At 45.2% G+C, this 25,864-nt stretch carries 22 protein-coding genes and 1 pseudogene; 18 read left to right on the forward strand and 5 right to left on the reverse strand.

Features of this window, described 5'->3' with window-relative positions; all coding sequences use genetic code 11:
* Positions 1-359 precede the first annotated feature (359 nt).
* Positions 360-1,130, reverse strand: a complete 771-nt coding sequence (locus GT360_RS06195; RefSeq protein ID WP_164648032.1) for an HAD family hydrolase — start codon at positions 1,128-1,130, stop codon at positions 360-362.
* Between the two features lie 218 nt (positions 1,131-1,348).
* On the opposite strand from GT360_RS06195, the gene GT360_RS06200 reads away from it, so the two are divergent.
* Both GT360_RS06200 and GT360_RS06205 read left to right on the forward strand, forming a co-directional pair.
* Positions 1,349-2,785: an amidohydrolase family protein gene (locus GT360_RS06200; protein WP_164648033.1), complete on the forward strand. Its 1,437-nt coding sequence runs from the start codon at positions 1,349-1,351 to the stop codon at positions 2,783-2,785.
* 289 nt (positions 2,786-3,074) lie between these two features.
* A complete protein-coding gene (locus GT360_RS06205) occupies positions 3,075-3,380 on the forward strand; it encodes a hypothetical protein (RefSeq protein WP_164648034.1) in 306 nt (101 codons plus the stop codon).
* A gap of 18 nt (positions 3,381-3,398) precedes the next feature.
* Here GT360_RS06205 and GT360_RS06210 read toward each other — a convergent pair whose 3' ends face one another.
* Together GT360_RS06210 and GT360_RS06215 are read right to left on the reverse strand one after the other, a co-directional pair.
* Positions 3,399-3,671 carry a GNAT family N-acetyltransferase gene (locus GT360_RS06210; RefSeq protein WP_420825435.1) on the reverse strand — a complete coding sequence of 91 codons (273 nt, stop codon included), beginning with the start codon at positions 3,669-3,671 and terminating at the stop codon, positions 3,399-3,401.
* 83 nt (positions 3,672-3,754) lie between these two features.
* Positions 3,755-4,255 carry a hypothetical protein gene (locus GT360_RS06215; RefSeq protein WP_164648035.1) on the reverse strand — a complete coding sequence of 167 codons (501 nt, stop codon included), beginning with the start codon at positions 4,253-4,255 and terminating at the stop codon, positions 3,755-3,757.
* A 201-nt stretch (positions 4,256-4,456) separates the two neighbouring features.
* Between GT360_RS06215 and GT360_RS06220 the strand changes: the two genes are divergently transcribed.
* Positions 4,457-5,299, forward strand: a complete 843-nt coding sequence (locus GT360_RS06220) for a patatin-like phospholipase family protein (protein ID WP_164648036.1) — start codon at positions 4,457-4,459, stop codon at positions 5,297-5,299.
* Positions 5,300-5,395: 96 nt separating this feature from the next.
* Here GT360_RS06220 and GT360_RS06225 read toward each other — a convergent pair whose 3' ends face one another.
* Positions 5,396-6,232, reverse strand: coding sequence for a formate/nitrite transporter family protein (locus GT360_RS06225; protein WP_164648037.1), 837 nt, complete (start codon positions 6,230-6,232; stop codon positions 5,396-5,398).
* 598 nt (positions 6,233-6,830) lie between these two features.
* On the opposite strand from GT360_RS06225, the gene GT360_RS06230 reads away from it, so the two are divergent.
* The 9 genes from GT360_RS06230 to GT360_RS06270 all read left to right on the forward strand — a co-directional run bounded on the left by GT360_RS06230 (position 6,831) and on the right by GT360_RS06270 (position 18,289).
* Positions 6,831-8,204: a CmpA/NrtA family ABC transporter substrate-binding protein gene (locus tag GT360_RS06230; RefSeq protein ID WP_164648038.1), complete on the forward strand. Its 1,374-nt coding sequence runs from the start codon at positions 6,831-6,833 to the stop codon at positions 8,202-8,204.
* 58 nt (positions 8,205-8,262) lie between these two features.
* Entirely contained in the window at positions 8,263-9,231 is a 969-nt protein-coding gene (locus GT360_RS06235; RefSeq protein ID WP_164648039.1) for an ABC transporter permease, read from the forward strand.
* Positions 9,232-9,245: 14 nt separating this feature from the next.
* Positions 9,246-10,097: an ABC transporter ATP-binding protein gene (locus tag GT360_RS06240; protein WP_164648040.1), complete on the forward strand. Its 852-nt coding sequence runs from the start codon at positions 9,246-9,248 to the stop codon at positions 10,095-10,097.
* A 220-nt stretch (positions 10,098-10,317) separates the two neighbouring features.
* Complete coding sequence (gene gltS / locus GT360_RS06245; protein ID WP_164648041.1) at positions 10,318-11,532, forward strand: sodium/glutamate symporter; 1,215 nt, start codon at positions 10,318-10,320, stop codon at positions 11,530-11,532.
* 80 nt (positions 11,533-11,612) lie between these two features.
* Positions 11,613-12,677, forward strand: coding sequence for an HlyD family secretion protein (locus GT360_RS06250; protein ID WP_164648042.1), 1,065 nt, complete (start codon positions 11,613-11,615; stop codon positions 12,675-12,677).
* Positions 12,667-13,677 carry a DUF2955 domain-containing protein gene (locus GT360_RS06255; RefSeq protein WP_164648043.1) on the forward strand — a complete coding sequence of 337 codons (1,011 nt, stop codon included), beginning with the start codon at positions 12,667-12,669 and terminating at the stop codon, positions 13,675-13,677. Before GT360_RS06250 ends, GT360_RS06255 begins: the two co-directional genes overlap by 11 nt.
* Before the next feature lie 201 nt (positions 13,678-13,878).
* A complete protein-coding gene (locus GT360_RS06260) occupies positions 13,879-15,042 on the forward strand; it encodes a glycosyltransferase family 2 protein (RefSeq protein WP_164648044.1) in 1,164 nt (387 codons plus the stop codon).
* Positions 15,039-15,686, forward strand: a complete 648-nt coding sequence (locus GT360_RS06265; RefSeq protein WP_164648045.1) for an START domain-containing protein — start codon at positions 15,039-15,041, stop codon at positions 15,684-15,686. Before GT360_RS06260 ends, GT360_RS06265 begins: the two co-directional genes overlap by 4 nt.
* A 158-nt stretch (positions 15,687-15,844) precedes the next feature.
* Positions 15,845-18,289 (forward strand): efflux RND transporter permease subunit, encoded by a 2,445-nt coding sequence (locus GT360_RS06270; RefSeq protein ID WP_164648046.1) that lies wholly within the window; start codon positions 15,845-15,847, stop codon positions 18,287-18,289.
* 4 nt (positions 18,290-18,293) lie between these two features.
* On the opposite strand, the gene GT360_RS06275 is transcribed toward GT360_RS06270, so the two are convergent.
* On the reverse strand, positions 18,294-19,214 hold the full coding sequence (locus tag GT360_RS06275; protein ID WP_164648047.1) for a LysR family transcriptional regulator: 921 nt from the start codon (positions 19,212-19,214) through the stop codon (positions 18,294-18,296).
* A 245-nt stretch (positions 19,215-19,459) separates the two neighbouring features.
* On the opposite strand from GT360_RS06275, the gene GT360_RS06280 reads away from it, so the two are divergent.
* The 6 genes and pseudogenes from GT360_RS06280 (at position 19,460) to nifD (ending at position 25,833) form a co-directional block, all read left to right on the forward strand.
* On the forward strand, positions 19,460-19,981 hold the full coding sequence (locus tag GT360_RS06280; RefSeq protein WP_164648048.1) for a hypothetical protein: 522 nt from the start codon (positions 19,460-19,462) through the stop codon (positions 19,979-19,981).
* Between the two features lie 70 nt (positions 19,982-20,051).
* Entirely contained in the window at positions 20,052-20,747 is a 696-nt protein-coding gene (locus GT360_RS06285; RefSeq protein ID WP_164648049.1) for a hypothetical protein, read from the forward strand.
* Positions 20,748-21,080: 333 nt separating this feature from the next.
* A complete protein-coding gene (locus GT360_RS06290; RefSeq protein WP_164648050.1) occupies positions 21,081-21,962 on the forward strand; it encodes a hypothetical protein in 882 nt (293 codons plus the stop codon).
* A gap of 280 nt (positions 21,963-22,242) precedes the next feature.
* A pseudogene (locus tag GT360_RS06295) lies at positions 22,243-22,926 on the forward strand (endonuclease); the annotation flags it as partial.
* A gap of 505 nt (positions 22,927-23,431) precedes the next feature.
* Positions 23,432-24,313, forward strand: a complete 882-nt coding sequence (nifH, locus tag GT360_RS06300; protein ID WP_164648052.1) for a nitrogenase iron protein — start codon at positions 23,432-23,434, stop codon at positions 24,311-24,313.
* Positions 24,314-24,360: 47 nt separating this feature from the next.
* Positions 24,361-25,833, forward strand: a complete 1,473-nt coding sequence (gene nifD / locus GT360_RS06305; protein WP_164648053.1) for a nitrogenase molybdenum-iron protein alpha chain — start codon at positions 24,361-24,363, stop codon at positions 25,831-25,833.
* Positions 25,834-25,864 lie beyond the last annotated feature (31 nt).

The raw sequence follows: 25,864 nt of genomic DNA on the forward strand, positions 1-25,864 counted from the left end.
AATGAAGCTAGAAAAAATGCAACCTATATTGGTAGCAAATGATGAACAAAAAAGAACTGACAAGAGTTGGTATTGATCTTATCTGCTTGGCATCCCTAGTGGTAAGTGTCCATGACCTCAACAAAATTGTTAATAGTGTCGATTCACTTGATGAGCTGAGGCAAGAGATTCAACGCACTCATCGCAAAAACTTGAGCAGGTAATTATGAATAGGCACCTTTCAAATACTAAAGATAAGTAATAAATGAAGCCTGTGATGAAGTGGTAATTCAGTTGTGTTCAAAGTAAGTTTTGAATACTGTTGTCAAACAACAAAAAGACGCACATCAAATGCACGCCTTCAGCAATTGTGTCTAGTTTTAGTTGGACAAAAGTTGTTCCGAGAACTCAGCAAAACCGTATCCACCGGGCTTAGTCGTCACAACTGATGGCTTGTGGCTAAGCTTATCCCAATATTTGGCGATATTTGCTACGCCAACACTGTTGGCAAGCCAACCAAACATTTCCGCATCATTAGGAGAGTCTCCGACATAGCAGCATTGGGTCTGAATCTGCTCATCGCTTAGGCCTTGCTGTTTGAGAAAGTACTCTGCAGTGATGCGTTTGGAGTGATGACCGTACCAGGCATTAATGTGAATGGAGCTTGCCGTCGCATTTGCGCCAAGAGCGTGAATTCTATTAACCACCTCTTCAATGATATCGGGGCAAACGGGCGCACAGTTTTGACCGATGTCGATAGCGACTTCACAAACTCGATAAGCCTGATCGAGGGTAAAATTCAGTGCAGGGTATTTCGATATTATCTCTGTAACCTGAGCTTTTAGACGCTGTTGATTATCAAGAAGCGTATCCATTGATGTTGAGCCGTGGCGGACTAAGAAACCGCCTTTTTTCTCCATGATGACCGCGCCATTTTCCGCCAATACGGCATCGACAGGCCAAAGTTGGGCAATATGGTCACCCCAACCAGCACAAGCTCCTGTCACGGCGACTACCTTCTTCCCAGCAGCACGCAGTGCTTGCAGTGCTATCAGTGTTTCAGGTGGCAGATGACCCTCACAAGTTAGTGTGTCATCTACGTCAGTGAGAACCCAGTTTACCAAGTCCCAGTGTTTATCTAATCTATTCATTCTAGTGATTAATTTGTTTGATCATACAGAGCTTTATGTCTCTAGCCCTTGTTGAGCGCCAATAAAGAAATCACATGATAGGCAGCATTCATTGCAGTTTAAATATCATCGAATTGAATAGGCGTTAGTCGGCGCTGTCATCAAATGGCAATTATCTAGCTCGCTCTGTTACTAATATTGCTCTCGAATTCAAAGCACATGATTGAAAAGAGAATATTATGTTTAAGAAAACGATGATTGCCGCTTCACTCGCTCTAGTTACTGCAACCTCATTCGCGGGTGCGATTCCAGCGCCAGAGTCAGCACCTGTTGCTGTAGAAGCGCCGCAGGTAGTAGTCTTTAAGAATGTAAATATTTTCAATGGAACTGAAAATAAGCTGTATGAAAACCACTCTGTTGTTGTCACAGGTAACAAGATTACATCGATTAGTGAAGGCAACGCCGAAGTGCCAGCGGATGCTAAGGTAATTGATGGTGAAGGTCGAACGCTTATGCCAGCGTTAATTGATGCTCACATGCACTTAACCATTCCAAAAGGGCTGCTGGGTACGGATGATATGCGTTGGACTGAGATTGCGGTGCATGGTCAAGAGTTTGCAGAAATGTATCTCGATATGGGTTTTGGTACCGTTCGTGATGTGGGTGGCGCAGATGGTTCATGGACGGCAATGGAGCAAGATGGACGTCTTAAAGAAGTCCCACGTATTTATGCTTCTGGTGCACCCATCGCGCCTATTGGCTCTCACTCAGATGTTGGCCTACAATCACGTCGTTTAACAGATTCTCCGCAAAACCTAGAAATTTTAAACATCATGACAACGGCTAATGGCGTTGATGACATCAAAGCGCAAGCGCGATACCAGTATCGTCAGGGTGGGCAGTTCACCAAAATTTTCCAATCTGGTGGCGTATCTTCGAAGTTTGACCCATGGCAGTACAACTCATACCTTGATGATGAGATGAAAGCCGCCGTGGCGATAGCAGAATCGTATGGTTCTTATGTTGCAACACACGTTTATTCAGATAAAGCGATGCATCAAGCTTTGGATTTGGGTGTGAAGTCGATAGAGCATGGTTTCATGTTTAAAGCAGATATGGCAGAGAAGTTCAATAAAGAAGGGGCATTTATTGCGACTAACTTAACGGCATTCTCACCGGATCTAGCGACAATCCCTGTGGTTCAAGACCCATTGATTCAGAAGAAGTTGGCGTCAGCACAGGCAGCGTTTGGCAGTTATCAAGAAGAGATGAAAGCGGCAGAAGATGCAGGCTTTGATCGTCGTGCATTTAATGTGGATTGTGTGGGCACGGCGGATATTTGTGCAAAACAAATCGCTCATGAAATTTGGTTGAACGCTGATATGTTTGGCAACTTCTCAGCACTGCGTGCGATTACTTCGACATCAGGCCGTATCTCTGCAGAGCTAATGCAGCCATGGATTGACCCATATTCAGATGGTAAATTAGGTGTTATCGAAGTCGGCGCTTACGCTGATATTCTGCTGATTGATGGTAACCCATTAGAGGATATTACCTTAGTCGGTGGTCGTGACACTTGGTTTGGTGAAGCGAATGACGCCAAGAAAGATGGTTCTCACCTAACTGAGATGGATCTTATCATGAAAGACGGCAAGATCTTCAAAAACTCGCTTTAATCCCTTAACGACGGAGTAATCCGGCTCAATTGGCCGGATTACTTTTGTAATTATGTTTTAGTTCTAGAGTCTAAATCGTCAGCAATCTTTTCAATCATCGAATAAATCCATCCGATAAACGGGTCATTTCTACGGTGATGATGTTGGTGAAGTAATACATCTTCATAGGTGAAAGGCTTTCATTGATTAATTGATCTGTTGAAAGAGCAGAACTTGATTATGTCGACTTATTGATTATTCCTTGAATCGGGGTCATGTTTATTTAGTACCTTTAGCAGGAGTAGTGCTTATGGATAAAACGAAACAGAATGCCACAGAGCTATTGACTCAATGGGGAGCGAGTGCAGCGCAGATCGAGTCCATTTTTCATTTGGATTCAGACGACAGTCTCCAAACTCGGGTCAACTTGCTTTTTTCAATCAGTGATTGTCTTCATTTACTGTATCGTGATGAAAACACGCGCAATCGCTATATGCTGGCTAAGAATAACGGGCCATACTTTGAAGGCAGAAAGCCACTAGAGATTATCGCCAGTGGCAAGATGGAAGATCTCACGGAAGTTCATGCGCGAATTCGGATGATGGTGTGTATCTAACGGTATAAACAGGTAAGCTTACACCGCCAACAAATGCTGCCATTGTGGATTACGGTTGAGGTAATGCGCAACGTAACTGCAGGCCGGAATGATGGTGTAACCCTGTTTTTCGACCTCGGGTAGAATCGCCTCCATCATGACTTTGCCATAGCCTTTTCCTTGAACTTCATCTGGGACGCGAGTGGAGTGAATCGTCATAACAGTCTCACTCAACGTGTACTTTGCAATCGCGACATACTCACCTTCGAGTGGTACTTGATACTCTTTGTTGTCTGGGTCGTGTACTAGCATCACTTTTATCCTTTCTCTAGCTCGGTTAGTTAAGTTTATACTACTGTATCTAAAGGGCTTGCTTTGCTGAAGATAGATTGAAACTAAAAACCGCCCGCCCAGCGGTCAAATTCATCAATAGTATCCATTTCAGCCTGGCTTCGAGGTGCAGGGTAATAGGGCAGTGCTAGCAGGTCTTCTAGTGGTAATAGCTCCCAATCTGGCGTGATCTTTAAACGAGTCATTATGTTGCTTTCGTCCTTGAGGTACATGTAGTAACCATCACAATGGGTGTTTGCGTAGCTAGCGATACGCATTACATCACCACATGGAAGCTTGACCTTGCGGCCCAAAGGGAAGAGTTGGTGCAGAGCAAAGCTCACATGCGGGTCTTCTAAGTACCCACGTTTAAAGCGACTCAGGCCTATAGCAGTTGAGGTGGTGCGATGTGTCCAGCCCGCGAGCAGTAGTCCAGATAATGAATCATTAAATGGTTTGCCTTTGTGTTCACCCTCGTTAGAGATAAATTGAACAGTAACTTTATCCTCCGCTCTTTCTAATATTTCTAGAAACTGCTCTCCAGTCCTGTCAGCTAGAAGCTTCATCGCTTTTTCCTCAATGCGTACTTGGTTTGTATTTTACGTGCCTGTCGCTAAAAGACAATCTTAGAATTTAAATCAGCTTACGTGTATCTTGTTATCCTATATAAGAAAAAACGTACGATGCGAGATTAACCAATGGTGAGTTACCGGACTACAACAAGGCTCTTTTTTCTATTAACGTTAGTGCTTTCCGGCTGTGCAACCGTGAATCAATATGATGATTTAGTCACTGTCGATGTGAAACCTCAACAAGGGGCGATTAAAGCCCATCAAAGTTCTAAGTTGGCGATAGCTTTCGGTGGGGGGGCTGCTCGGGGGATGATGCACTTAGGTGTGATCAAAGCACTGGAAGAGCAGGGTGTTGAGGCAGATATCGTCACAGGGACATCAGTAGGTTCTATCGCCGCCGTATTGTATGCCACGCATGACTATGAGCAGATTGCGGAAATTCTCTATGAGTTTAGTGAGCATCAAATTGTTGATTTGAATCTTTCAAACAAAGGCTTGATCAAAGGTCAGGCATTAGCGCGTTGGGTCAACCAACATACCGGTAATCGAAATCTGTCTGAACTGCCTGTCACTACGGGTATTGTTGCCACTAACCTTTCTCAACAAAAGGCGGTGATGTTTGTTGACGGTAATGTGGGAGAAGCTGTGCAAACCTCATCGAGTGTCCCTGGTGTATTTGTCCCAATCTATCATCATGATGATATCTTGGTGGATGGGGGCGTCCTGTCACTTGTTCCCGTATATGGTGCTCGTCAATTAGGGGCGGATATTGTGATTGGTGTTGATGTGTTTTGTAGCGCGCCGCCACCACTAAAATACAAAGCGGCAAATACGGTTGCTAACTCTTTTTGGATTCAAAGCTGCATAGCAACCAAAGATGAAATTGAAACAGCAGACATTGTTGTTGAGCTGAACCCCATTGAACCGAGTTTGATTGAATTTGGTCACCTAGAAGAGCGTGAGCAAGCGATGCAGATTGGCTATGACGCGATGATGGCGGCAATGCCGGAGCTGTTAGCGCTAATAGAGCAGAAGTAGACAGGTTTAATCTGATTGAGCTGGGAACGACAAAAAAGAAGACGGTCATAATAGATGTCCGTCTTCTTGAAGGGCTAGAAACTATAAACTGTTAGATTACGCTTTTGCAGAACTGCCCACTACCGCTGTATTTCTCTCAGGAGTGGTTCTGACATGGGTGAGATAAAGTGGTAAGCCAACCAACAGAAAACCACCTACAAGGTTGCCTAGCGCTGTCGGTATCTCATTCCAAATAAAGTAATCAACGACAGTAAACTCGCCACCCATAATCATTGAGAATGGGAATAGGAACATGTTTACAATGGAATGCTCAAAGCCCATGAAGAAGAACAGCATGATCGGCATCCACATAGCCATCATTTTACCCGTTGCTGAGGTTGATATCATCGCGCCAACCACACCCATAGAAACCATCCAGTTACACAACATGCCGCGAATAAAAATAGTAAACCATCCCGCGACTCCGTGCTCTTGATAGCCGAGAGTGCGAGACTCGCCTATAGTACTCACTTTAGCTGCAAGTGAGCCACCATCGGTGTTGTATCCATACGTCAAAATGAAGGAAGCAAAAAACGCCACCGTTAGTGCACCAGCGAAGTTGCCGACAAACACTAACCCCCAGTTTCGGAACAGTTGATTGGTAGTACAGCCAGGTCGTTTATCTATGACGGCAAGAGGAACTAAAGTAAATACCCCTGTCAATAGGTCGAACTTCATTAAGTAGAGCATAATGAACCCGACAGGGAAGAGCACTGCACCTATGAGTGGACTCCCTGTTTTTACAATGACAGTAATGGCAAAAAATGCGGCCAGTGCCAAAATGGCTCCTGCCATAAACGCTCGCACTAGTGTATCTTTGGTGGACATAAAGATCTTTTGCTCGCCTGTGTCGACCATCTTGGTCACGAACTCGCGTGGTTCTACATAAGACATCGCTACTCTCCATATAATGATTGTCATTTTCGTTTAAGCGATTTCTGTGCCACAACCTACAACGCCCGATATGTAAGCAATTGTGTATGTAACCGAAACTTATTTGTTCAATTTTAAGGCGTATTTGCACTCACAAAGTGCGAACAAGTGATGGTGGATATAGTAAGTAGATGGTTTTAGTACGCTATCGATCAAATATTAACTCGTTTATATATTGCTCTCGGCCAGTATTTAGGAAACTCAATTTAATTTATATATCTACATTAAAGAGAGGCAGACTTGCTATCAGAGTCTGCCTTTTATTTTTATATTCCATTCATTGAATAATTCCTAAATCGAAGGTGTCTAAGGCTACTACTTTGGGGTTATGAAAAATGATCAGATATTGGTGCGTAGCGCACTAATATTATGCATGTCATATATAGCACAATGAACACTTCGATTTAAATTGTTGATATTTAACGGTAATTTAAGTTGGCATGTTAATTGGTTATTCAGGCTTATAAATAAAAATCGCACAGTTAAAAATGAGAAGGTTTTAAACGTGCTCAGTAATAAATAGCTTTCAAATAACATCATGCTCAACAGGAGAAATTGTATGAAATGGATATCAACAGTTAAGGTGTCAGCAACGTGTCTTGCATTGTGTAGCTCCCTTTATCTTCCTTCGGCGTTCGCAGAGTTAGGAGAGCCCGAATTAGAGGACCTTAAGTTTGGCTTTATTAAGCTGACTGACATGGCACCTTTAGCGGTCGCTTATGAAAAGGGCTTTTTCGAAGATGAAGGTCTCTATGTCACTTTAGAAGCACAAGCAAACTGGAAAGTGCTGCTTGATCGTGTGATTGATGGTGAACTGGATGGTGCCCATATGTTGGCGGGACAGCCATTAGGGGCAACCGTTGGCATCGGTACCAAAGCCGAGGTGATTACCGCATTTAGTATGGATTTGAATGGTAACGCGATTACCGTTTCTAATAACACTTGGGAGAAAATGGTTCCCCATATCCCGAAACAAGATGATGGAAAACCGGTTCACCCCATTAAAGCGGATGCGCTTAAACCGGTCGTCGAGAGCTATTTAGATGACGGTAAGCCTTTTAACATGGGTATGGTATTCCCCGTTTCCACTCACAACTATGAACTTCGTTACTGGCTCGCGGCGGGTGGTATTCACCCAGGTTATTACGCACCAACATCGGGTGATAACAGCGGCCAAGTGGACGCGGATGTCTTACTTAGTGTAACCCCGCCACCGCAAATGCCAGCGACAATGGAAGCGGGTACGATTGAAGGCTACTGTGTGGGTGAACCGTGGAACCAACAGGCGGTGTTCAAAGGCATTGGTGTGCCTGTCGTGACTGATTACGAGATCTGGAAGAATAACCCGGAGAAAGTATTCGGCGTGTCAAAAGAGTGGGCAGAGAAATATCCGAATACTCACGTTCGAGTCGTAAAAGCGCTGATTCGCGCAGCACATTGGTTGGATGAAAACGACAATGCTAACCGTCCAGAAGCGGTGAAGCTGTTGGCGAAAAGCGAATATGTTGGGGCCGATTACGAGGTAATAGCCAACTCAATGACAGGGACGTTTGAGTATGAAAAAGGGGATAAACGTGATGTGCCTGATTTCAACGTATTCTTCCGTCACAACGCGACTTATCCATACTACAGTGACGCGATTTGGTATCTCACACAGATGCGCCGCTGGGGACAGCTACCTGAGCAAAAATCTGATGACTGGTATATGGAAGTGGCCAAAGAGGTCTACCGTCCCGACATCTACAAGCAAGCTGCACAAGCCTTGGTTGAAGATGGCGTACTAAACAGCAAAGACTTCCCTGACTTTGAGGCAGAAGATGGCTTCCGCGCACCGCAAACTCACTTTATTGATGACATTGTGTACGACGGCCGCAAGCCTAACGAGTACCTAGAGAAATTCAGCATCGGCCTGAAAGGTCAAGACAAAGTATAACGATAAAGCGCACAGCGGCATCGCTGTGCGCGCTATAAGGATGTAACAGGAGTAGCTTATGTCGAGTAATGTTATCTCGCTGATACCAAGCCGCAAGCTGGTAGCCAGCAAAAGTAAAATCATTCTATTTCCGATCATTGGTATCTTAGTTTTCTTGATGTTTTGGCACTTGAGTGCCCGTCAAGTCGTGACGTCTTTAGGCACATTGCCAGGCCCCGTGCAAACCTTTGAGCAGTTCACCAACTTAGTCGATGAGCATTGGGAGGAGAGGGACAAAGAGCAACGATTTATTGAGCGTCAAGAAAAGCGTAATGCTGAGAAGCTGGCTAAAAACCCTGACGCGAAGGTAAAGATTAGACCGTATACCGGAAAACCCACTTTCTTTGATCAGATCCTCACGAGCTTGTTTACCGTGGCGTGTGGCTTTTTATTAGCCACCGTTATTGCTGTGCCTCTCGGGATTGTTCTGGGGCTAAACAGCGGTGTTTATCAAGCCTTCAACCCCATTATCCAACTACTAAAACCCGTATCGCCCTTGGCTTGGCTTCCGATTGTGACCATGGTTGTTAGTGCCACTTATGTTAGTGATGACCCTCTATTTGCAAAATCATTTATTAATTCACTGCTTACCGTGGCGTTATGTAGTCTGTGGCCAACATTGATCAACACGGCTGTCGGTGTTACGAGTGTCGACAAAGATCTCGTCAACGTAAGTAAAGTCCTGCAGCTGTCTTGGTGGCAACACATCCGTACCATCGTATTACCATCGGCAATTCCAATGATATTTACAGGTCTTCGCCTATCTCTTGGTATTGCTTGGATGGTGTTGATTGCCGCAGAGATGCTGGCGCAAAACCCAGGGCTTGGGAAGTTCGTTTGGGATGAGTTCCAAAACGGTAGTTCTGCATCATTAGGTCGAATCATGGTGGCTGTCATTACGATCGGTTTTGTTGGTCTTCTACTAGACAGAGGCATGCTGCAATTACAGAAATGGCTATCTTGGAATAAACAGCAGGCGTTGCGCTAATAAGGAGAAAAGCTATGTCTAAACCATTACTTGATTTAACCCAATTAGGGATGAGCTTTCCAACGCCAAATGGAGACTTTGTCGCGCTAAAAAATGTCAACCTGCGTATTCAAGAAGGCGAGTTTATTTCTCTTATTGGTCACTCTGGCTGTGGTAAGTCTACAGTGCTTAACCTCGTAGCGGGTTTGCATTTGCCTACAAGTGGAGGGGTGATTGTCGATGGACGTGAGGTGGCAGGCCCTGGTCCAGATAGAGCCGTGGTGTTTCAAAACCATTCACTCTTGCCTTGGTTGACGGTCTATCAAAACGTCGAACTCGCTGTGAAGCAAATAGCGAAAGGTAAGAGCAAAGTGTGGATCAAAGAGCAGGTAAATCACTACCTAGAGTTGATTCAAATGTCCCATGCGTCAGATAAAAAGCCGGATGAAATTTCTGGTGGTATGAAACAACGTGTAGGGATTGCCAGAGCACTCGCGCTGCAACCTAAAGTGTTATTGATGGATGAGCCTTTTGGCGCTTTGGATGCTTTGACTCGAGCACGTTTGCAGGATTCGTTGATGGAGATACAGGCAGAGCTCAACAACACGGTGATCATGATTACTCACGATGTCGATGAAGCGGTATTACTGTCTGACAAGATTGTGATGATGACCAATGGCCCTGCAGCGACGGTCGGTGAGGTGTTGGATATCAATCTACCACGGCCGAGAAATCGAGTTGAGCTTGCTGAAAATGCAGAGTATCAACACTGTCGCCAAGCGGTGCTGCGCTTCTTGTATGAGAAGCAATCTAAGAGCGAATCGGCGACGAGCAATCCATCCAAAGATTCAAAAGTATCTTCGATAGAGCCAGCTAAAACGGCATAACGCAACACATTGGCAGCATCAATTTACTTGCGGACGCCACCAGTCTCATTGTTTGGGCTGGTGGCTTTTTTTGTCACTAAATGACCACGACTTTCCACTTAAGTCCATGTAAGTTAGCCGGCTTTTCATAATTGTCCTAGATTAATAAAGCAGCAGCTTGTGAATCGGACACAAATTTTGACACCACAGAATCACTCTATTTCGGGAAGATAATAGCCTTATGACTGAAACTCTCGTATCACCCTTACTCTCCTTTACGATTGCAATTTCACTTCTATTCATCGGTAAAGCGCTTATCGAGCGTTCGGATGTATTGCAAAGATATTCCCTACCGGAACCCGTTATTGGTGGTTTTGTTTGCGCAGCGACGGTTGCAGGGCTTTATTATCTGTTCAATATTCAAATTACGTTTAGTCTGGACGTTAGAGACTTCCTGCTTCTCTATTTTTTCGCGGGAATTGGTCTGCAAGCGGACTTTAAAACACTGATTAATGGCGGCCGTCCACTATTTATCCTTCTTCTATTAGCCGCGAGTTTCATTGTGATTCAGAACGTGGTCGGTATGGCAGTGGCGTCGGGCTATGGTTTGGATGCAAAAGCCGGCCTTCTATCTGGGTCTGTCAGTCTCATTGGTGGGGTGGGTACAACACTCGCTTGGGCACCGACATTTGTTGAAGAGTTCGGAATCAGCAATGCGATGGAGCTGGGCGTGGCCTCAAATACTGTGGGCTTAATTGCTGCCTGTGTGATTGGTGGTCCGATAGCGAACTATTTGATGAAGAAGCACCGTATCAGTCCGTCGAATGAGCAAGATGTAGCCGTTGGTTCCTATCACGAGAGTGAGGCACGAGTGGAGCTTAGTCATTATGGTGTCTTATGGGCTTGGCTTGTTCTGAACGTGACTCTCATGCTGGGCTATAGCGTGAGCGAAGTCATTGAGGCGATGGGCCTAAAATTACCTCTTTTTGTGAGTTGTTTGATTGCCGGTATTCTCGTTGGCAACATTGGTCGTGCGCTGTTCAAAAAGCGTCGTACTCAAGCAAAAATTGAGCAGGGACGCAAGGGGCTAGCCATGATTTCCGATATCTGTCTTGGCATGTTCTTGACGATGGCACTTATGGGGCTGCGTATTTGGGATCTTGATGGTCTATTTGGCTATATCTCGGTCATCATGGCGGTTCAAATACTGGTATCACTGATATTCACTATTTTTGTGGTCTATTACCTGATGGGCCGCAACTACGATGCTGTGGTGGTTTGTTCTGGTTTTGGTGGTATCACACTAGGCTCTACTGCAACAGCTATCGTCAATATGACAGCAGTGACTAATCGTTATGGTGCAAGCCCACAAGCCTTTATTGTTGTGCCGCTAGTGTGTGGCTTCTTTGTCGACCTCATCAATGCATTGGTCATTAGCTACTTTGTTGGTTTGTAAGAACAACTACACTGAGATAAGCCTGTTTAATAAACAATCAAAGCTCAGAGCACAATAATACTGAGTTAAAGAGAAAGAAAATGTCTAAAGCCGAGAAATCATCAAGAAAACTAAGTTCCATCATTATCGCCATTATTGTCTGTATTTGGCTCTACAGTCTGTGGGCAGATCGTGTTACCCCTATGACAGGTATCGCTCGGGTGCACTCTTATCTCGTGCGTGTTGCTCCTGAGGTTTCAGGTAATATTACCGCGGTGAATACGCTCAACAATCAGGTGGTGGAGGCCGGAGACACCTTATTTGAAATAGATGATCGTAATTATCAAGTCAGTGTTCGCTCGGCTGAAGCGAACTTGGCGTTAGCTGGGCAAAACATTGGTGCAAGCACTGCCGCGGTTGAAGTCGCACAAGCAAAAGTCACCGATGCGGTGGCGGCAAGAGACAACGCCCGAGACCAAGCCGCGCGAGTCACTGAGTTGGCCGGTCGAGGTGTGTTAAGCCAGTCTGATTTAGATAATGCGATAGAGGCGAAGGATAGAGCACAGGCAAACTTAAATGCAGCAGAAGCCTCCTTGGTTCAGGCGAAGCAAGCGCTAGGGCCAGAGGGGAATGACAATCCGCAAATTTTAGCGGCGCTGGCAGCACTGGAGCAAGCGCAGCTTAACTTGCAAAAGACAAAAGTACTCGCGCCATCGAAAGGCATTGTGACGAATTTGCAATTAACGGTTGGTCAGCGCGCGTCGGCGGGCTCACCCGTATTGACCTTTATTGATCCTCGTGGCGTTTGGATTGCGGCCCAGTTTAGAGAGAACTCTCTAGAGCATGTGAGGGTCGGGCAAACCGTGAAAATTGTACTAGATGCGCTTCCAGGTCGCGTATTAATGGGTAAGGTTGATAGCATCGGTTGGGGTACTGGGGGCAGTAACAGTATCGACCAAGAAACAGGGTTTCTAAATGCCGAAAACAACTCGTTAAATGCACAGCGTTACCCGGTTAATATTGTCTTTGAGCGTGATGATATACCCGACAATGTCCGTTTTGGTTCTCAAGCAACCGTGGCGATCATGACAGAGCAAAGTACCGTTGGAGAGTGGTTGGCAGGAATCTGGATGCGCATCTTGAGTGTATGGACTTATGTTTCATAGCGCCGCGAATCCGGTCATTCGTTTAGTTTTTATCCCACTTGCGTTGCTGTTTTACTTGATAAGCACTGGCGCAAGCCTTGCGGTGTTGTCGCCAATATTTGTCGTTATGTTTATGACGATCATGCCATCACGGCCTCCTTTGAGTGTCCTATTGAAGGTGATGGCAGCCATGTTGGTCATCAGTTTTGGTATGGTACTGTTTGGTAGCGTGCTCGTAGATTCTCCAACCGGTTTTTGGCTCTACAGTTGGTTACTGATGTATTGGGGATACTCTCGTAGCCATCGTGACCCTAAAGATATCATTGCAACTCTTACGCTCGTTGTCGTGGTTGTCATGGTGGTCTTTAACAAGCAGATGAATATCCCGTTAGGTATATTGCCTCTCATGCTGTTTGAGAAGTTGGTGGTTGCAATTGTAGTGACGTATCTGGGGTTCTGGGTCTTCCCCGGTGAAGATAAAGATATCTTGCCAGAGCAGGGGACGAGTGCAGCTGACGACACGCCGATGGACAGCCTTGTGGTGGCATTGAAGGTCACGGCACTTACTATCGTATTAGCCGTATTGATAGGGATGGATGCTTCTCAGACTATGCTGATTACCATTACCATCAGCAACATGATTAAAAGTGGCAATAGTCATGACCATCGAACGTTTAGCATGAACAAATTGGTGACGACAACAGTGGGTATTCTGTTTACTTTGCCGATTGTTTTGCTAGTGATGGCTGGCGCACCAGATTTTGTTTTGTTCGGTGTCGCGGTGGTATGTGGCCTACAACTCGCATGCTTTGCTATTCGACGCAAAACCACGTTATCGATCTATCAATTGCTGTTTACTAACTTTGTGGCTTTGGCCTATCAGATTTTGAATCATCCCGGTTATGATTCTCTGACTGCACAGATGATGCGTTTGCTTTCGATAACCTGTGCTATCGTTATCGGAGCTTTGATCTTGAGTCTCATTCAGAGTGAGAAACTGGTAACAGCAAAACAGTCATAATTCGCGTTTGTCCTTGTAGTAATAAAGTGGGTGCAGAACGAGTTTGATGACTTACTTTTACAAGTTAGATATGTAGCAGCAGCTCAAATTTCTATCTGAGTGTGCTCTTCTGTAATTCAATGTAAGGAATAGAGCAAATACTTCGATCTGGCTCACATAAAATGGTAGGGTACAGGTCAAATTTCATATTGAGGTTGATTGATGTTTTTACTCGGTATCTCAGTAATCTGTTTACTGACGGTTATCTTCTTTTTAGTCAAGCTAGCAAAGCTCGCAGGGCAGCGTTCTCATATCACAGAGTGTCATGACAGTCGCAAAGACTGGCCGACGGTGTCAGTGATCATTCCTGCCCGTAATGAGGAAGCGAATATCGCTAAGTCTTTAGGTAGCATGCTGGCGCAAGACTATCCGTCAGATAAATTGCAGATCATTGTGGTTGATGACTACTCAGAAGATAAGACGGAAGCCATCGCAACAAAGTTAATGGAAACTTCGTCATTTGACGCCCGTGTGATTTCAGGTCGCCCACTGCCGGAAGGTTGGCTCGGTAAAAGTAATGCGTGTATGTGGGGAGCCATGAATGCAACAGGTGAATACTTGTTCTTTGTTGATGCTGACACAGAGTCAGAGCCTGCGTTACTCAAGAGTATTATCGAGTTTAGCCTGACGCGAGACATCGAGCTACTGTCATTTAACCCGCAACAAGAGATGATTTCGTTTAGTGAAAAGTCTCTGCTACCGGGCGTGTTCTTATCAACAGCGAACTCGATGGATTTCGTTGCGTCAAATACCCCAGAGAAAGAAGAAGCGATCGCCAACGGTCAAGCTATGTTGTTCTTGGCATCGTCTTATCATGCAGAGCAGGGACACGATTTGGTTAAGGCTGATATCTCGGAAGACCTTGCATTTGCTGAGAAGTTTAAGCGTCGTGGTCATCGTATCTACTGGGCGTTTGCAGACTCGCTCATGCGCACACGCATGTACACCAACGCACAAGAAGTGTGGGATGGTTTTTCTAAGAACATGCACCGCATAGTGAAAGCACCGACCCTGTTCAAAGCGTCTTGGTACTGGTTCAAGTGTCAATGGATTGCGTGGATGGCGCCAGTGTTATTGGTCATTTCGGCTATCGAATACCTACAATCGCCAACACAATTGGCAACATGGGCCCTTGGGGTTAATGCGATCACTATTATTGCGCTGCTCGCTACGTTTATAGGTTTGGTACGTGAACTGTTTGTGCCGTTGCACTACGCTATCTTTGTACCTGTTGGGATCAGTCTCAATGGTTTTCTTACTTTGAACGCACTGCGTCTACACAGGCTAAATAAAGTGACTTGGAAAAATAGGAGTATCCCTCAATGAGATCAAAATTGATCGCGGCTTTTCTAATCGTTTGTGCATTCGGCGCGCAAGCCATGCAAGACAATTGGAAAGAAGTGAAGGATAAGAAGGGTGTTAAAGTTTACAACCAAAGTATTGAAGGCAGCAGTTTTAAGGCGTTTCGCGCTGAAATGAACATCAATGCTAACTTGAGTACGTTGATCGCTGCATTCAATGACGTTGATGCTGGAACGAGTTGGGTGGAAAATGTCGACGAGATGCGTCTAGTAAAGACAACGTCCGTGACTGACACCATCACTTACACGCTGTCGAAAGCGCCTTGGCCTGTTTCTGATCGTGATGCGGTAGTACATAACATCACAACGCAGGACCCTGAAACCTTGGTTGTTACGATTGATCAAGCCGCTGTGCCTGACTTTGTACCCCGTATAAAAGGTAACGTTCGCATCGAGCAGCTAAACAGTGCTTGGACCTTCACGCCTGTTAGCGAAAATGAAACCTACGTGACTTACCAAGTGTTCACTGAGCCTGGCGGTAATCTTCCAGCATGGCTAGTGAACACGGTTGCCGTTTCACAACCCTACAAGACATTCCTTGGGTTGCGTGAAATGGCAGCAAAAGCAGAATATCAGCAACAAGAGTTGGAGCATATCCAAAACTATTGATCCCTCTTGTAAAGCCAGCGCATGGAAGCGCTAGCTTCGTACTTTTCCTCGTTATACATTTTCTTACCTTATCTTTACTGATTTATTGATCAATACAATGCCATTCTAGTGCGGTTCTCGCTATGATAATGCCTTTCCTAGTTTAGCCTGTTTCTCGCATGAACAAACTGTTTTCTCTATTGCATCGCCATCCATACATCATTGCACTCCTCATTACTGTTACCACAGCCTACAGCGCATGGTATGGTCAGCGCCATTTTGAAGTTAATGCCGATCTTTCGTCGCTGGTGAAACAGGAAGGAGAGTGGGTAGATAATCTGGAGAGGATCAACCAGACCTTCCCTGATATAGGTAATGTCCTGGTTTTGGTCAGCAGTGATAGTGCTCAGAGCGCCGAAGCGGCAAAAAACTACACACAGCAATTAGCCGCTGAATTTCGCCAACATTCAGTCTTTACCGATGTATTTGCACCGAGCACATTTGAATGGTTTGATGAGTACGCGCTGGGCTTTATTGATGAAGTGGACTTCTCAAAGTTACGTGACGAGTTTGAATATCAGTTAGGACCAGCAATTGTTTCCGCCAGAATGCAGAGTCTTGAACAATATTTTGTGCTGCTTGCAGAAAATGGCCAGAATCTTCAGAGCCCTTTGAACCCACTTTTAGAGGCCGCGACCGGTGAGCAAGTTGCATGGGAAACACGCCTAAGTGACGTGGTGTCAGTACCAAGAAATTACGTTGTCACGTTAACCGCTGAGCCAGACAACTCGGAGAAAAATCCGAACCAACAGGTGATAACAAAAGTAGAGCAAGTTCTTGCCTCTGTAGAGCCACCTCAGGGTGTCTCAGTGGAATACACAGGGCAAACTCCGCTGGATTATGACGAAATCAAAGATGCGAATGACAGCATTGCATTGGCAGGTAGCGCTTCACTATTTGGTTTGCTGCTCATTTTGGCGATTGGTATCCGCTCTTTCCGAGTGATTGTGGCTTGTTACATCACGGTGTTGATAGGTTTAACGTGGACATTCGCAGCAGGGTTGGCCGTTGTAGGTCACTACAGTACGATTTCCATCGTCTTTATGGTGATGTTTATCGGCCTTGCTGTCGATTTCGCCATTCATCTCTGCCTGCATATCCAAGAACTTCGTGCGGGTGGTCAAGACAATCAAACTGCCATTAAACATGCATTGAAGCACTCATTTCGCCCTCTTGGTTTGTGCGCGCTCTCTTCTGCGATTGGCTTTATGAGTTTTTATCCGACGGCCTACTCCGGACTTGGTGAGTTAGGTGTTATTTCAGCCATGGGAATGATATTGGGCTTGATTGCCACGTTTGTCGTTATCCCACTGTTTTTTGAGCTATTCGGTTACCCTAAAGTGAAGCATCAAGTGAACCATGGATTTGGTTTACGCTATGGCGCTTGGCTAGAGAGTCAACGAAATTGGGTCGTAATGCTGTCTCTCGCGCTGTTCATCGTGATGGGTTGGGGGGCAACGAAGTTCAAGTTTGATTTCTCTACGTTGGTATTGAAGAATCCAGAGTCTAGTTCAGTCCTCTCACTCAGTCGCTTACAAGAGCTAGGCTTAGGCTCAAGTTATCAGCTCTACGCCATAGCAAGCGATGATGCGCAGGCTCAGCATTGGCAAAGCGAATTAGTGGTATTAGATACCGTGAGTAGCGTGACGATAGCCAATGATTTTCTTCCATCAGATTGGACTGATAGGCAAGCCAAACTGAATCAAGCGGTTGCAGGCATTACGCCTTTAGAACCAATGTCGTATGAAGCGTTCAGATCGCTTGCATTAGACCAGCAGTGGAGCAAGGCAGAAGCGCTTCCGGAGCAATTCCCGGCGCAAAATGCGATGTTGCTATTTGCCGGGACACAAGATTTGGCTGGGGCAATGGTTGCTAAGCCTGCTCCAAGCATTGATCAGATTCCGCAAGATTTGCTCTCTCGTTTCGTCAGTGAGCAGGGGCAGTACTTATTAACCATTGTCCCAAATGGTGATATGACGAATGTTGCCTCGGTAAAAGAATTTATCGAGCAAGTGCAAGAGATTGCGCCTAATGCGAGTGGTCGCGCGGTGGCAGAGCAAGAAGTGGGTAAAATTATCGTCGGTGCTTTTCAGATGGCGATCGTTATCGCTGTCGTTGCGATAACTTTGTTGCTGACAACGACGATTCGCCGAGCGAAGGACATTGCTCTCATTTTTATTCCACTCACGTTGGCATCGTTAACTACGTTGGGAATGATGCATTGGTTAAATCTCTCTTTAAACATGGCAAACATTATCGTTATTCCACTAATCTTCGGTTTGGGTGTCGATAATGGCATTCATATTGTCAACCGCTTCAGATCTGTAGGCAATATCCATGCATTTTTCGCTACCTCAACACCGAAGGCAAGTGTAGTAAGCTGCTTGTCGACACTGATGACGTTTGGTGCATTGATTCTAGCGCAGCACCAAGGTATGCACTCGATTGGTGTCGTGCTCACCATCGCGCTGAGTAGCATTCTTGTCTACAGCTTGGTATTGCTGCCTGTCACGTTGGAACTGACTCGAGACGTGACCAATGAGCAAATGAGAGTGACGAGTTAGCCATCTATTTCTGATTGACGAGACTCAAACCAATGGTGACCACCTTATCGCAAAACCAGCGATAGAACGGGTCACTGGTCAGCCCTGAAGTCCAACACACGGCGATCGGAATAGAGGGTAATGATTCAAGTGTCTCGTAATTAAACTCACCTGAGAGTGTGAGAGACTGAACAAACTTTTTGGGGCCAACCATGATTGCATTGGTGGTTTTCAAAGTTTCTAAAGCGAGCCAAAGACCGACCTCGTCAATAAGAGTGACGTTCTGTTCGAATGCACTCTCATAGATTTGTTGATAGCGTTTAGAGCCTTTCATTTTGACTAACGGGAATGTCTTTAAAGCGAGCGATTTCTCATCCTGCGACATCGAAAATAGAGGATGGTCATGACGCGCTATATAGCCATTTTCATGGTCTCCTAGACTCGCACTTTCACACAAAGACTCAGCTCCAACCATGGGGCCCAATGCAAAGTTAATGTCACCCTTATAGAGTTTCTGAATGTTTTCTTCGCTCCAATTTTTGCAAGTGATACTGACATTCGGTGCTTCTCGGTTCACTTGAGCAAGAAGCTGTGTCATCCAGTTAGGACTTGCGTAGTCGGAGCACATGATGGAGACATTGGCTTCGATCTGTGTGAGGTCAAGCTCTTCAGGCAATACGAGCGCTCTAAGTTGCTGACAGAGATTCTGTACTAAAGGAAAAAGACGTGTTGCTTTAGGAGTGAGGACGAGCTGATTCCCGGTTCTGACCAACAAAGGATCGTCAAACATATCCCTAAGCTTATTCAGTTGTTTACTTACCGCTGGCTGAGAGATAAATAGGATCTCTGCACTTTTTGAGATGTGTTTATGCTCAAGTAACACTAATAGTGTTTTTAATAAGTTAAAGTCTAAGTTCCGCAAGCTTTGAATCTCATCGTTCCTCATACACACCCTTCCGCACAATGACCTTTATCTACAACATAGGTTTTTACTGGCGGTTTTCAATACAGAAGTCTCTCTTCTTTCTCACTGAGCACTGATATACCCATAGTCATTGGTTTGCGTCATAACTATAACTTGACGTTATTGCGCCTATGAAAATCAACCATTTCTTTTACTTCTCTTAACTTGTCAATATGACTGCATCCAAGCCCAGCACTGTTGCGGGTACATCAACTAGGAGGCTTTCATTGAGCAAAACACGAAAAGTGGTTCCAACATTGATTCTGTCATTGAGCTTATTGTTTATGGGAACATCGCCTGCGTTAGCAGAAGATGATTGGGGAAAACAACATATTGACAGTTTCTCTTTTGGCGGTTTGTTTGAGGGAAGTTCGAAGGATATGTACTTTGGTTACACACGCTATAAGCAGGAAGGTATCGGGCTAGGTGTTGAAGTAGCACTCTATCGTTACAAGCACACAAACGATGAGATTGATTACTCATCAACATACACCGAACGCGACTTATCGTTAACGTTTCCAGTGGCAGCGACAGATAAGATCTACATTTCGCCGTCACTCGGTGTGCGTCAAATCAAAAATTCACATGAGTTAGAGGGAGAAGGACTAGAACATGAAGTGAAAAACTATGAAGCACTTTACGGCCTAGACCTTACCTACATGCTCGACAACGTCAGCATCACTATCGGGGCAGATAAATCGAAAAGCTCAGAATGGTCCGTGTCATATGGGCTAGGGGTTTCGTTCTAACCACCTTGGTAATGCTCCAATGATTTGGGCTTAATCAAAATTTAGTAGATTTAATCTTATAGAGGTATACATGAAACGTGTATTAAAACTGACTTCAATCGCTTTACTTGTCTCACTAGCCGCTGGGTGTAGCTCATCAGGAGGAACAAGTGGTGGAGGTGAGACTACGCCACCGAAATTTGATGGTGATTTAGGATACGAAAATGTTGATCCAAACTTTGGTAATGATGCTCCAGAAGTGGATGAAGGACCTGACTTAGGCTTTGATTTAGGCTACGTGTACATTCCTGATATTGATAAGGAAGTACCAGTACCAACGCACCCAATTGAAAGGCACATTCAAAACCCAGATGCAAAAATGGGTGTCGTTAAAGAGCGCTCGGATGATCAAGAAACACTTTACACAATTTATTGGGGTGAACGTCGCGTTGGTGAAATCATCATTAATGAAGAGGGCATCACCGTCACGGCTCTGCACAGCGACAAGGAGATCTCAGCGAAAAAGAACACTGATGAAGACTCATGGCAGGTGCGCGGTGTCGATGGCAATGTTAAAGGCGACGTTAAACGCTTAGATAATGGTAACTGGATTGTTCGTGAAGAGATCACGCGAGAAGTTTATGTATCAGTGGTTCGAGATGGTCAAAGAATCTTTGTTCCGGTGAGTGATATTAAAGATGCGATCAAGCCAAAAGCAAAAAAAGCCGCGCCTAAAATGATCGTTCCTGCCTTACCAGCTCAAAGGGTACGTCCTACCCTCGGTTAATACTCTTACCCATAAGGGGTTACGGTCCTTGTAACCCCTCATTATCCGCCAAAACTCAATTGTCAATTAAGCCAGTTTTAAATCATTTGCTGCATTAAATTGTTATCTTGATCACGCCGATGGCTGGTGGTAGCATGCGCACCCTAATTAAAATGCAGATAATTTAGCAAGCAATGATTAATAGTTAGCAATGGTAAAAAATAGTAGCAAAATGCTTCTATAGTTATTGTAACTATTAAGAAAACAAGACAATTCGGTGAGCTGGGTAACTAGCCACCCTTTATACAAATAACTATCACTTTGTCGTTGTTTTCCAATCTCTGGAAAAATGATATGAAAAAATTTTTAATGTTGACTTTGGCAGTGGTCAGCGCACCTTTCTCATTTGCACAAGACTCTTTCTTCCCGATTTGGGGTGAAGAAGCAGAAGCTCGTGGGTATACCTTACCGAAACCATATGGCCTTTCTCTATCTTATATGGATATGAGTAACCCGATTACGGTAAATAGTATTGGGCTGACTGGAGCTCCTTTGCTTGAAGCAATTGATGTTGATGCGAACAAAGCGGATTTTAGTGGCTCTAACATTACTTTGCGTGGTGATGTGTGGATATTTCCATTCCTTAATGTTTATGGAATTTTGGGTTATACACGAGGAGAAAGTAAAGCACCGATTAACTCAGTTACATGTGACCCTTCGGGACTTAACTTCGGTGAGCTAATTGCGTGTGGAGCGCTGAATACGGCAAATGAACTAGGTGCATTTGAAGGCCAGACTTTTACTCTCGATATGGAAGGTGGTACTTACGGTGTAGGAACAACTATCGCTGGAGGAGTTGGTGATTGGTTTGCACTGGTTGATATGAACTACACCTACACCAGTATTAAAGCGATAGATGGCGATATCAAGACTTTTGTAGCAGCACCACGTGTTGGTCACCGTTGGCAGTATGATGGTGGACGAGAACTACGACTTTGGGTGGGTGCGATGTACCAAGACGTGCAGCAATATCTCTCGGGCAATATTGCTGATTTAATCCCTGAGTTAGCTGGTATTGTCGGTGATGGTGGTTTTGAAGTACAACAAAGCGCAGACGACAAATGGAATGGCACCGCAGGTTTCCAATACGCGTTCAACCGAGACTGGGACATCCTATTCGAAGCAGGCTTCGGCTCTCGTGAAACACTCTTTGTTGCTCTAGGTCGCCGCTTCTAAGCTTTCGACCCAAGTGATTCCACAGGCTAGCACTTTTGCTAGCCTGTTTTGATCTAGCCCTAGTTAAAAGCCGATCTAGATACGTCCACTTCATCCAATCTGAAAATGTATACTTTGCGATACATATCATTCTCTTCACTAAATCACATAAATAGAAATGTGAATATAGTCGCAAATACAAAACTCCTATATTATCCACGTTATCAATAGGGCAATGAGTGCCCGACCCAGTTTTTGGGTGATTAGTGAGCGAGATGCTCGATATGTATTAGGTTGTTGCATGTTCTTTCGATGTTTTGTTTCGATTCTTTTCGTCTTTTCTGCGATTGCTGTTCAAGCAGCGCCAAACAATTTTAGTCACGCCAAAGTTCTTGCCAAAGAGAAGGTGTATTTTGATCAAACCGATGTCGGTACATTCTACTGCGGTTGTCAGTATGAGTTTACTGGTCGCAGTGGTGGCCGAATCAACCTTGAAAGCTGTGGCTATGAAGTACGCAAGAATGAAACACGCGCTCAGCGATTAGAGTGGGAACATATTGTGCCTGCATCCAACTTTGGCCGTGCCCGTCAATGTTGGCAAGAGGGTGGTAGAAAAAACTGCGTACGCAACGATCCCGTGTTTGCCGTGATGGAAGCGGACATGCATAACTTGACGCCGTCTATTGGTGAGATCAATGGCGACCGCTCCAACTTCAATTTTAGTCAGTTTAATCAACGCTCCAGTTTTTATGGCCAATGTGATTTTAAAGTCGACTTTAAGAATCGACTTGCGGAACCAAGAAACGAAGTAAAAGGGCAGATAGCACGCGTTTATTTCTACATGTTTGATCGTTATGGTCTGAACATGTCGACGGCGCAGCAGCAAATTTTAATGCTATGGGATAAGACCTACCCAGTCTCTGCGTGGGAACGAGAGAGAGATGAGCGTATCGCCAAACAAATGGGGCACAGCAATCCGTTTGTGACAGGTGAGCGCACTTGGACTCTTGGCCACAAGAACAGTCGTGAAGGCATGATGGACGCGTACAGTGCGAACAGTGTTCCAGTGAACCTAGATGCCAGCTTTGTTCGTGGTAACAAGCGCTCAAAGGTCTACCACTTACCAGAGGGTTGTCCGAGCTACAACCAAATCAGCGAAAACAACATTGCGCTATTCAGCTCAGAGCTAACAGCAATAGAGGCAGGCTACCGCAAAGCGGGTAACTGCCGAAACTAACTCTTCCCGTTCAATCCTCTAGTGCCAATAGCAAGCCCATGCCGCACTAGAGGAGGCATTCCCTCAAACCTTCAACCTCATTCCTCCTACCTGTTCTCAAGAAAACCATGTAACAAACCCGACAAACCTTTGTGTGTTTGTACATCAAGCTAACGCCAACAATGTTGTTAAGTCATTGTATTTATGTGACTTAATCTGTTGGTATGTTTCTCGCACTACACACCATGAGTCTAATTTAATAAGGAGATAGACCATGGCAATTCGTCAATGTGCAATTTACGGTAAAGGTGGTATCGGTAAATCTACGACTACTCAAAACCTAGTAGCAGCACTCGCTGAAGCAGGGAAGAAAGTCATGATTATTGGCTGTGACCCTAAAGCGGATTCAACGCGTTTGATTCTTCACTCTAAAGCACAAAACACGATTATGGAGATGGCTGCTGAGGCTGGCTCGGTAGAAGATATCGAACTAGAAGATGTACTGAAAGTCGGCTATGGCGATGTTCGCTGTGTTGAATCAGGTGGTCCTGAGCCAGGCGTCGGCTGTGCGGGTCGTGGTGTTATTACCGCGATCAACTTCCTAGAAGAGGAAGGCGCTTATGAGGAAGACCTCGATTTTGTATTCTATGACGTACTCGGTGATGTTGTGTGTGGCGGTTTCGCAATGCCAATTCGTGAAAATAAAGCACAAGAGATCTACATCGTTTGTTCAGGCGAAATGATGGCTATGTACGCTGCGAACAATATTTCGAAAGGGATTTGTAAGTACGCGACGTCAGGTGGTGTGCGCCTAGCTGGCCTTATCTGTAACTCGCGTAATACGGACCGTGAAGATGAGCTTATCGAGGCGTTAGCTGCAAAAATCGGTACCCAAATGATTCACTTCGTGCCACGTGACAACATCGTGCAACGCGCAGAGATCCGTCGCATGACGGTAATCGAGTACGATCCAAGCTGTAACCAAGCTGACGAATATCGCTCACTGGCTCAAAAGATCATCGCGAACGAACTATTTGTTGTTCCTAACCCAGTGACAATGGATGAGCTTGAAGAGTTGTTGATGGAGTTCGGTATCATCGATGAAGAAGATGAAAGCATCATCGGTAAGGCTGCAAGTGAAGAGGTTGCCGCGTAAAGTGGCACCGTGTGACTAGGAATCCAACTAAACATTGGGAGGCAAGGATGTCGATGAATAAACAAGACACACAAGCCATTATTGATGAAATTCTCGAGGTTTACCCCGAGGTTGCTCGTGAAGAGCGAAAAAAACACTTAACCGTCAACGACCCTAACGAGACCAGTACCAAGTGTATTACGTCAAACCGTAAGTCTTTACCAGGCGTGATGACGGTGCGTGGTTGTTCTTATGCTGGCTCGAAAGGGGTCGTATGGGGACCCGTGAAGGATATGATTCACATTTCGCACGGTCCTGTTGGGTGCGGTCAATACTCAAGAGCAGGACGCCGAAACTACTACACTGGCTCTACTGGCGTTGATACATTCGGTACGATTAACTTCACCACCGACTTCCAAGAGCGAGACATCGTATTTGGCGGTGATAAAAAACTCGCCGCTGCGATTGATGAAATTGATGCACTGTTTCCACTAGCGAAGGGCTATTCCGTGCAGTCGGAATGTCCAGTTGGCTTGATTGGTGATGACATTGAAGCGGTATCTAAAACCAAATCAGAAGAGTTAGGCAAAACCATTGTGCCGGTACGCTGTGAAGGTTTCCGTGGGGTGTCACAATCTCTTGGGCACCATATTGCCAACGATACCATTCGTGACCATGTGTTGAGCAAATCTGATCAAGTTGAATTTGAGTCAACGGATTACGACGTGGCGATTATCGGTGACTACAACATTGGTGGTGATGCTTGGTCATCACGTATCATCCTCGAAGATATGGGGCTGCGCGTTGTTGCTCAATGGTCGGGTGACGGCACATTGACAGAGATGGAGAACACGCCAAAAGTGAAGCTCAATCTTGTCCACTGTTATCGTTCGATGAACTATATCGTGCGTTACATGGAAGAGAAACACGGTGTGCCTTGGGTTGAATACAACTTGTTTGGTCCAACCAAAATCGTTGAGTCAATGCGCAAAATTGCTGCGATGTTCGACGAGAAGATCCAAGCAAGAACCGAAGAGGTGATTGCCAAGTATCAAGAGCAGTGGCAAGCGGTGATTGATAAGTATCGTCCGCGCCTAGAAGGCAAGAAAGTGATGCTTTATGTCGGCGGTCTGCGTCCACGCCATATTATTGGTGCTTATGAAGACCTTGGTATGGATATCGTTGGTGCAGGTTATGAGTTTGCCCATAACGATGATTATGTGAAGACCGTACCAGAGATGAAAGAAGCCACGCTCTTGTTTGATGATGCCTCAAGTTTCGAATTGGAAGAGTTTGTGAAGAAACTCAACCCAGACTTGATTGGTTCTGGAGTGAAAGAGAAATACGTTTTCCAGAAAATGGGTTTCCCATTCCGTCAGATGCACAGTTGGGACTATTCAGGCCCTTACCATGGTGTTGATGGTTTTGCGATATTTGCGCGTGATATGGACCTTACACTCAACAACCCATGCTGGGCAAAAATGCAGGCCCCTTGGCTTGCTAAACAAGAAGACGATGTCGTACTCGCTGAAACAGCGTAAGCGAATCGTTTGTTAATGCGAATAACCGAGC

It is taken from the genome of Vibrio astriarenae, from assembly GCF_010587385.1.
Classification (GTDB): Bacteria; Pseudomonadota; Gammaproteobacteria; order Enterobacterales; family Vibrionaceae; genus Vibrio; species Vibrio astriarenae.

What these genes read in the sequence shown, in the direction of transcription:
- GT360_RS06285 (WP_164648049.1), top strand. Translation starts at nt 20,052, where the DNA reads ATGAAACGTGTATTAAAACTGACTTCAATCGCTTTACTTGTCTCACTA.
- GT360_RS06270 (WP_164648046.1), top strand. Translation starts at nt 15,845, where the DNA reads ATGAACAAACTGTTTTCTCTATTGCATCGCCATCCATACATCATTGCA.
- GT360_RS06230 (WP_164648038.1), top strand. Translation starts at nt 6,831, where the DNA reads ATGAAATGGATATCAACAGTTAAGGTGTCAGCAACGTGTCTTGCATTG.
- GT360_RS06255 (WP_164648043.1), top strand. Translation starts at nt 12,667, where the DNA reads ATGTTTCATAGCGCCGCGAATCCGGTCATTCGTTTAGTTTTTATCCCA.
- GT360_RS06260 (WP_164648044.1), top strand. Translation starts at nt 13,879, where the DNA reads ATGTTTTTACTCGGTATCTCAGTAATCTGTTTACTGACGGTTATCTTC.
- GT360_RS06240 (WP_164648040.1), top strand. Translation starts at nt 9,246, where the DNA reads ATGTCTAAACCATTACTTGATTTAACCCAATTAGGGATGAGCTTTCCA.
- GT360_RS06275 (WP_164648047.1), bottom strand. Translation starts at nt 19,214, where the DNA reads ATGAGGAACGATGAGATTCAAAGCTTGCGGAACTTAGACTTTAACTTA.
- GT360_RS06210 (WP_420825435.1), bottom strand. Translation starts at nt 3,671, where the DNA reads ATGCTAGTACACGACCCAGACAACAAAGAGTATCAAGTACCACTCGAA.
- GT360_RS06265 (WP_164648045.1), top strand. Translation starts at nt 15,039, where the DNA reads ATGAGATCAAAATTGATCGCGGCTTTTCTAATCGTTTGTGCATTCGGC.
- GT360_RS06225 (WP_164648037.1), bottom strand. Translation starts at nt 6,232, where the DNA reads ATGTCTTATGTAGAACCACGCGAGTTCGTGACCAAGATGGTCGACACA.
- GT360_RS06235 (WP_164648039.1), top strand. Translation starts at nt 8,263, where the DNA reads ATGTCGAGTAATGTTATCTCGCTGATACCAAGCCGCAAGCTGGTAGCC.
- GT360_RS06205 (WP_164648034.1), top strand. Translation starts at nt 3,075, where the DNA reads ATGGATAAAACGAAACAGAATGCCACAGAGCTATTGACTCAATGGGGA.
- GT360_RS06250 (WP_164648042.1), top strand. Translation starts at nt 11,613, where the DNA reads ATGTCTAAAGCCGAGAAATCATCAAGAAAACTAAGTTCCATCATTATC.
- nifH (WP_164648052.1), top strand. Translation starts at nt 23,432, where the DNA reads ATGGCAATTCGTCAATGTGCAATTTACGGTAAAGGTGGTATCGGTAAA.
- gltS (WP_164648041.1), top strand. Translation starts at nt 10,318, where the DNA reads ATGACTGAAACTCTCGTATCACCCTTACTCTCCTTTACGATTGCAATT.
- nifD (WP_164648053.1), top strand. Translation starts at nt 24,361, where the DNA reads ATGTCGATGAATAAACAAGACACACAAGCCATTATTGATGAAATTCTC.
- GT360_RS06200 (WP_164648033.1), top strand. Translation starts at nt 1,349, where the DNA reads ATGTTTAAGAAAACGATGATTGCCGCTTCACTCGCTCTAGTTACTGCA.
- GT360_RS06290 (WP_164648050.1), top strand. Translation starts at nt 21,081, where the DNA reads ATGAAAAAATTTTTAATGTTGACTTTGGCAGTGGTCAGCGCACCTTTC.
- GT360_RS06195 (WP_164648032.1), bottom strand. Translation starts at nt 1,130, where the DNA reads ATGAATAGATTAGATAAACACTGGGACTTGGTAAACTGGGTTCTCACT.
- GT360_RS06215 (WP_164648035.1), bottom strand. Translation starts at nt 4,255, where the DNA reads ATGAAGCTTCTAGCTGACAGGACTGGAGAGCAGTTTCTAGAAATATTA.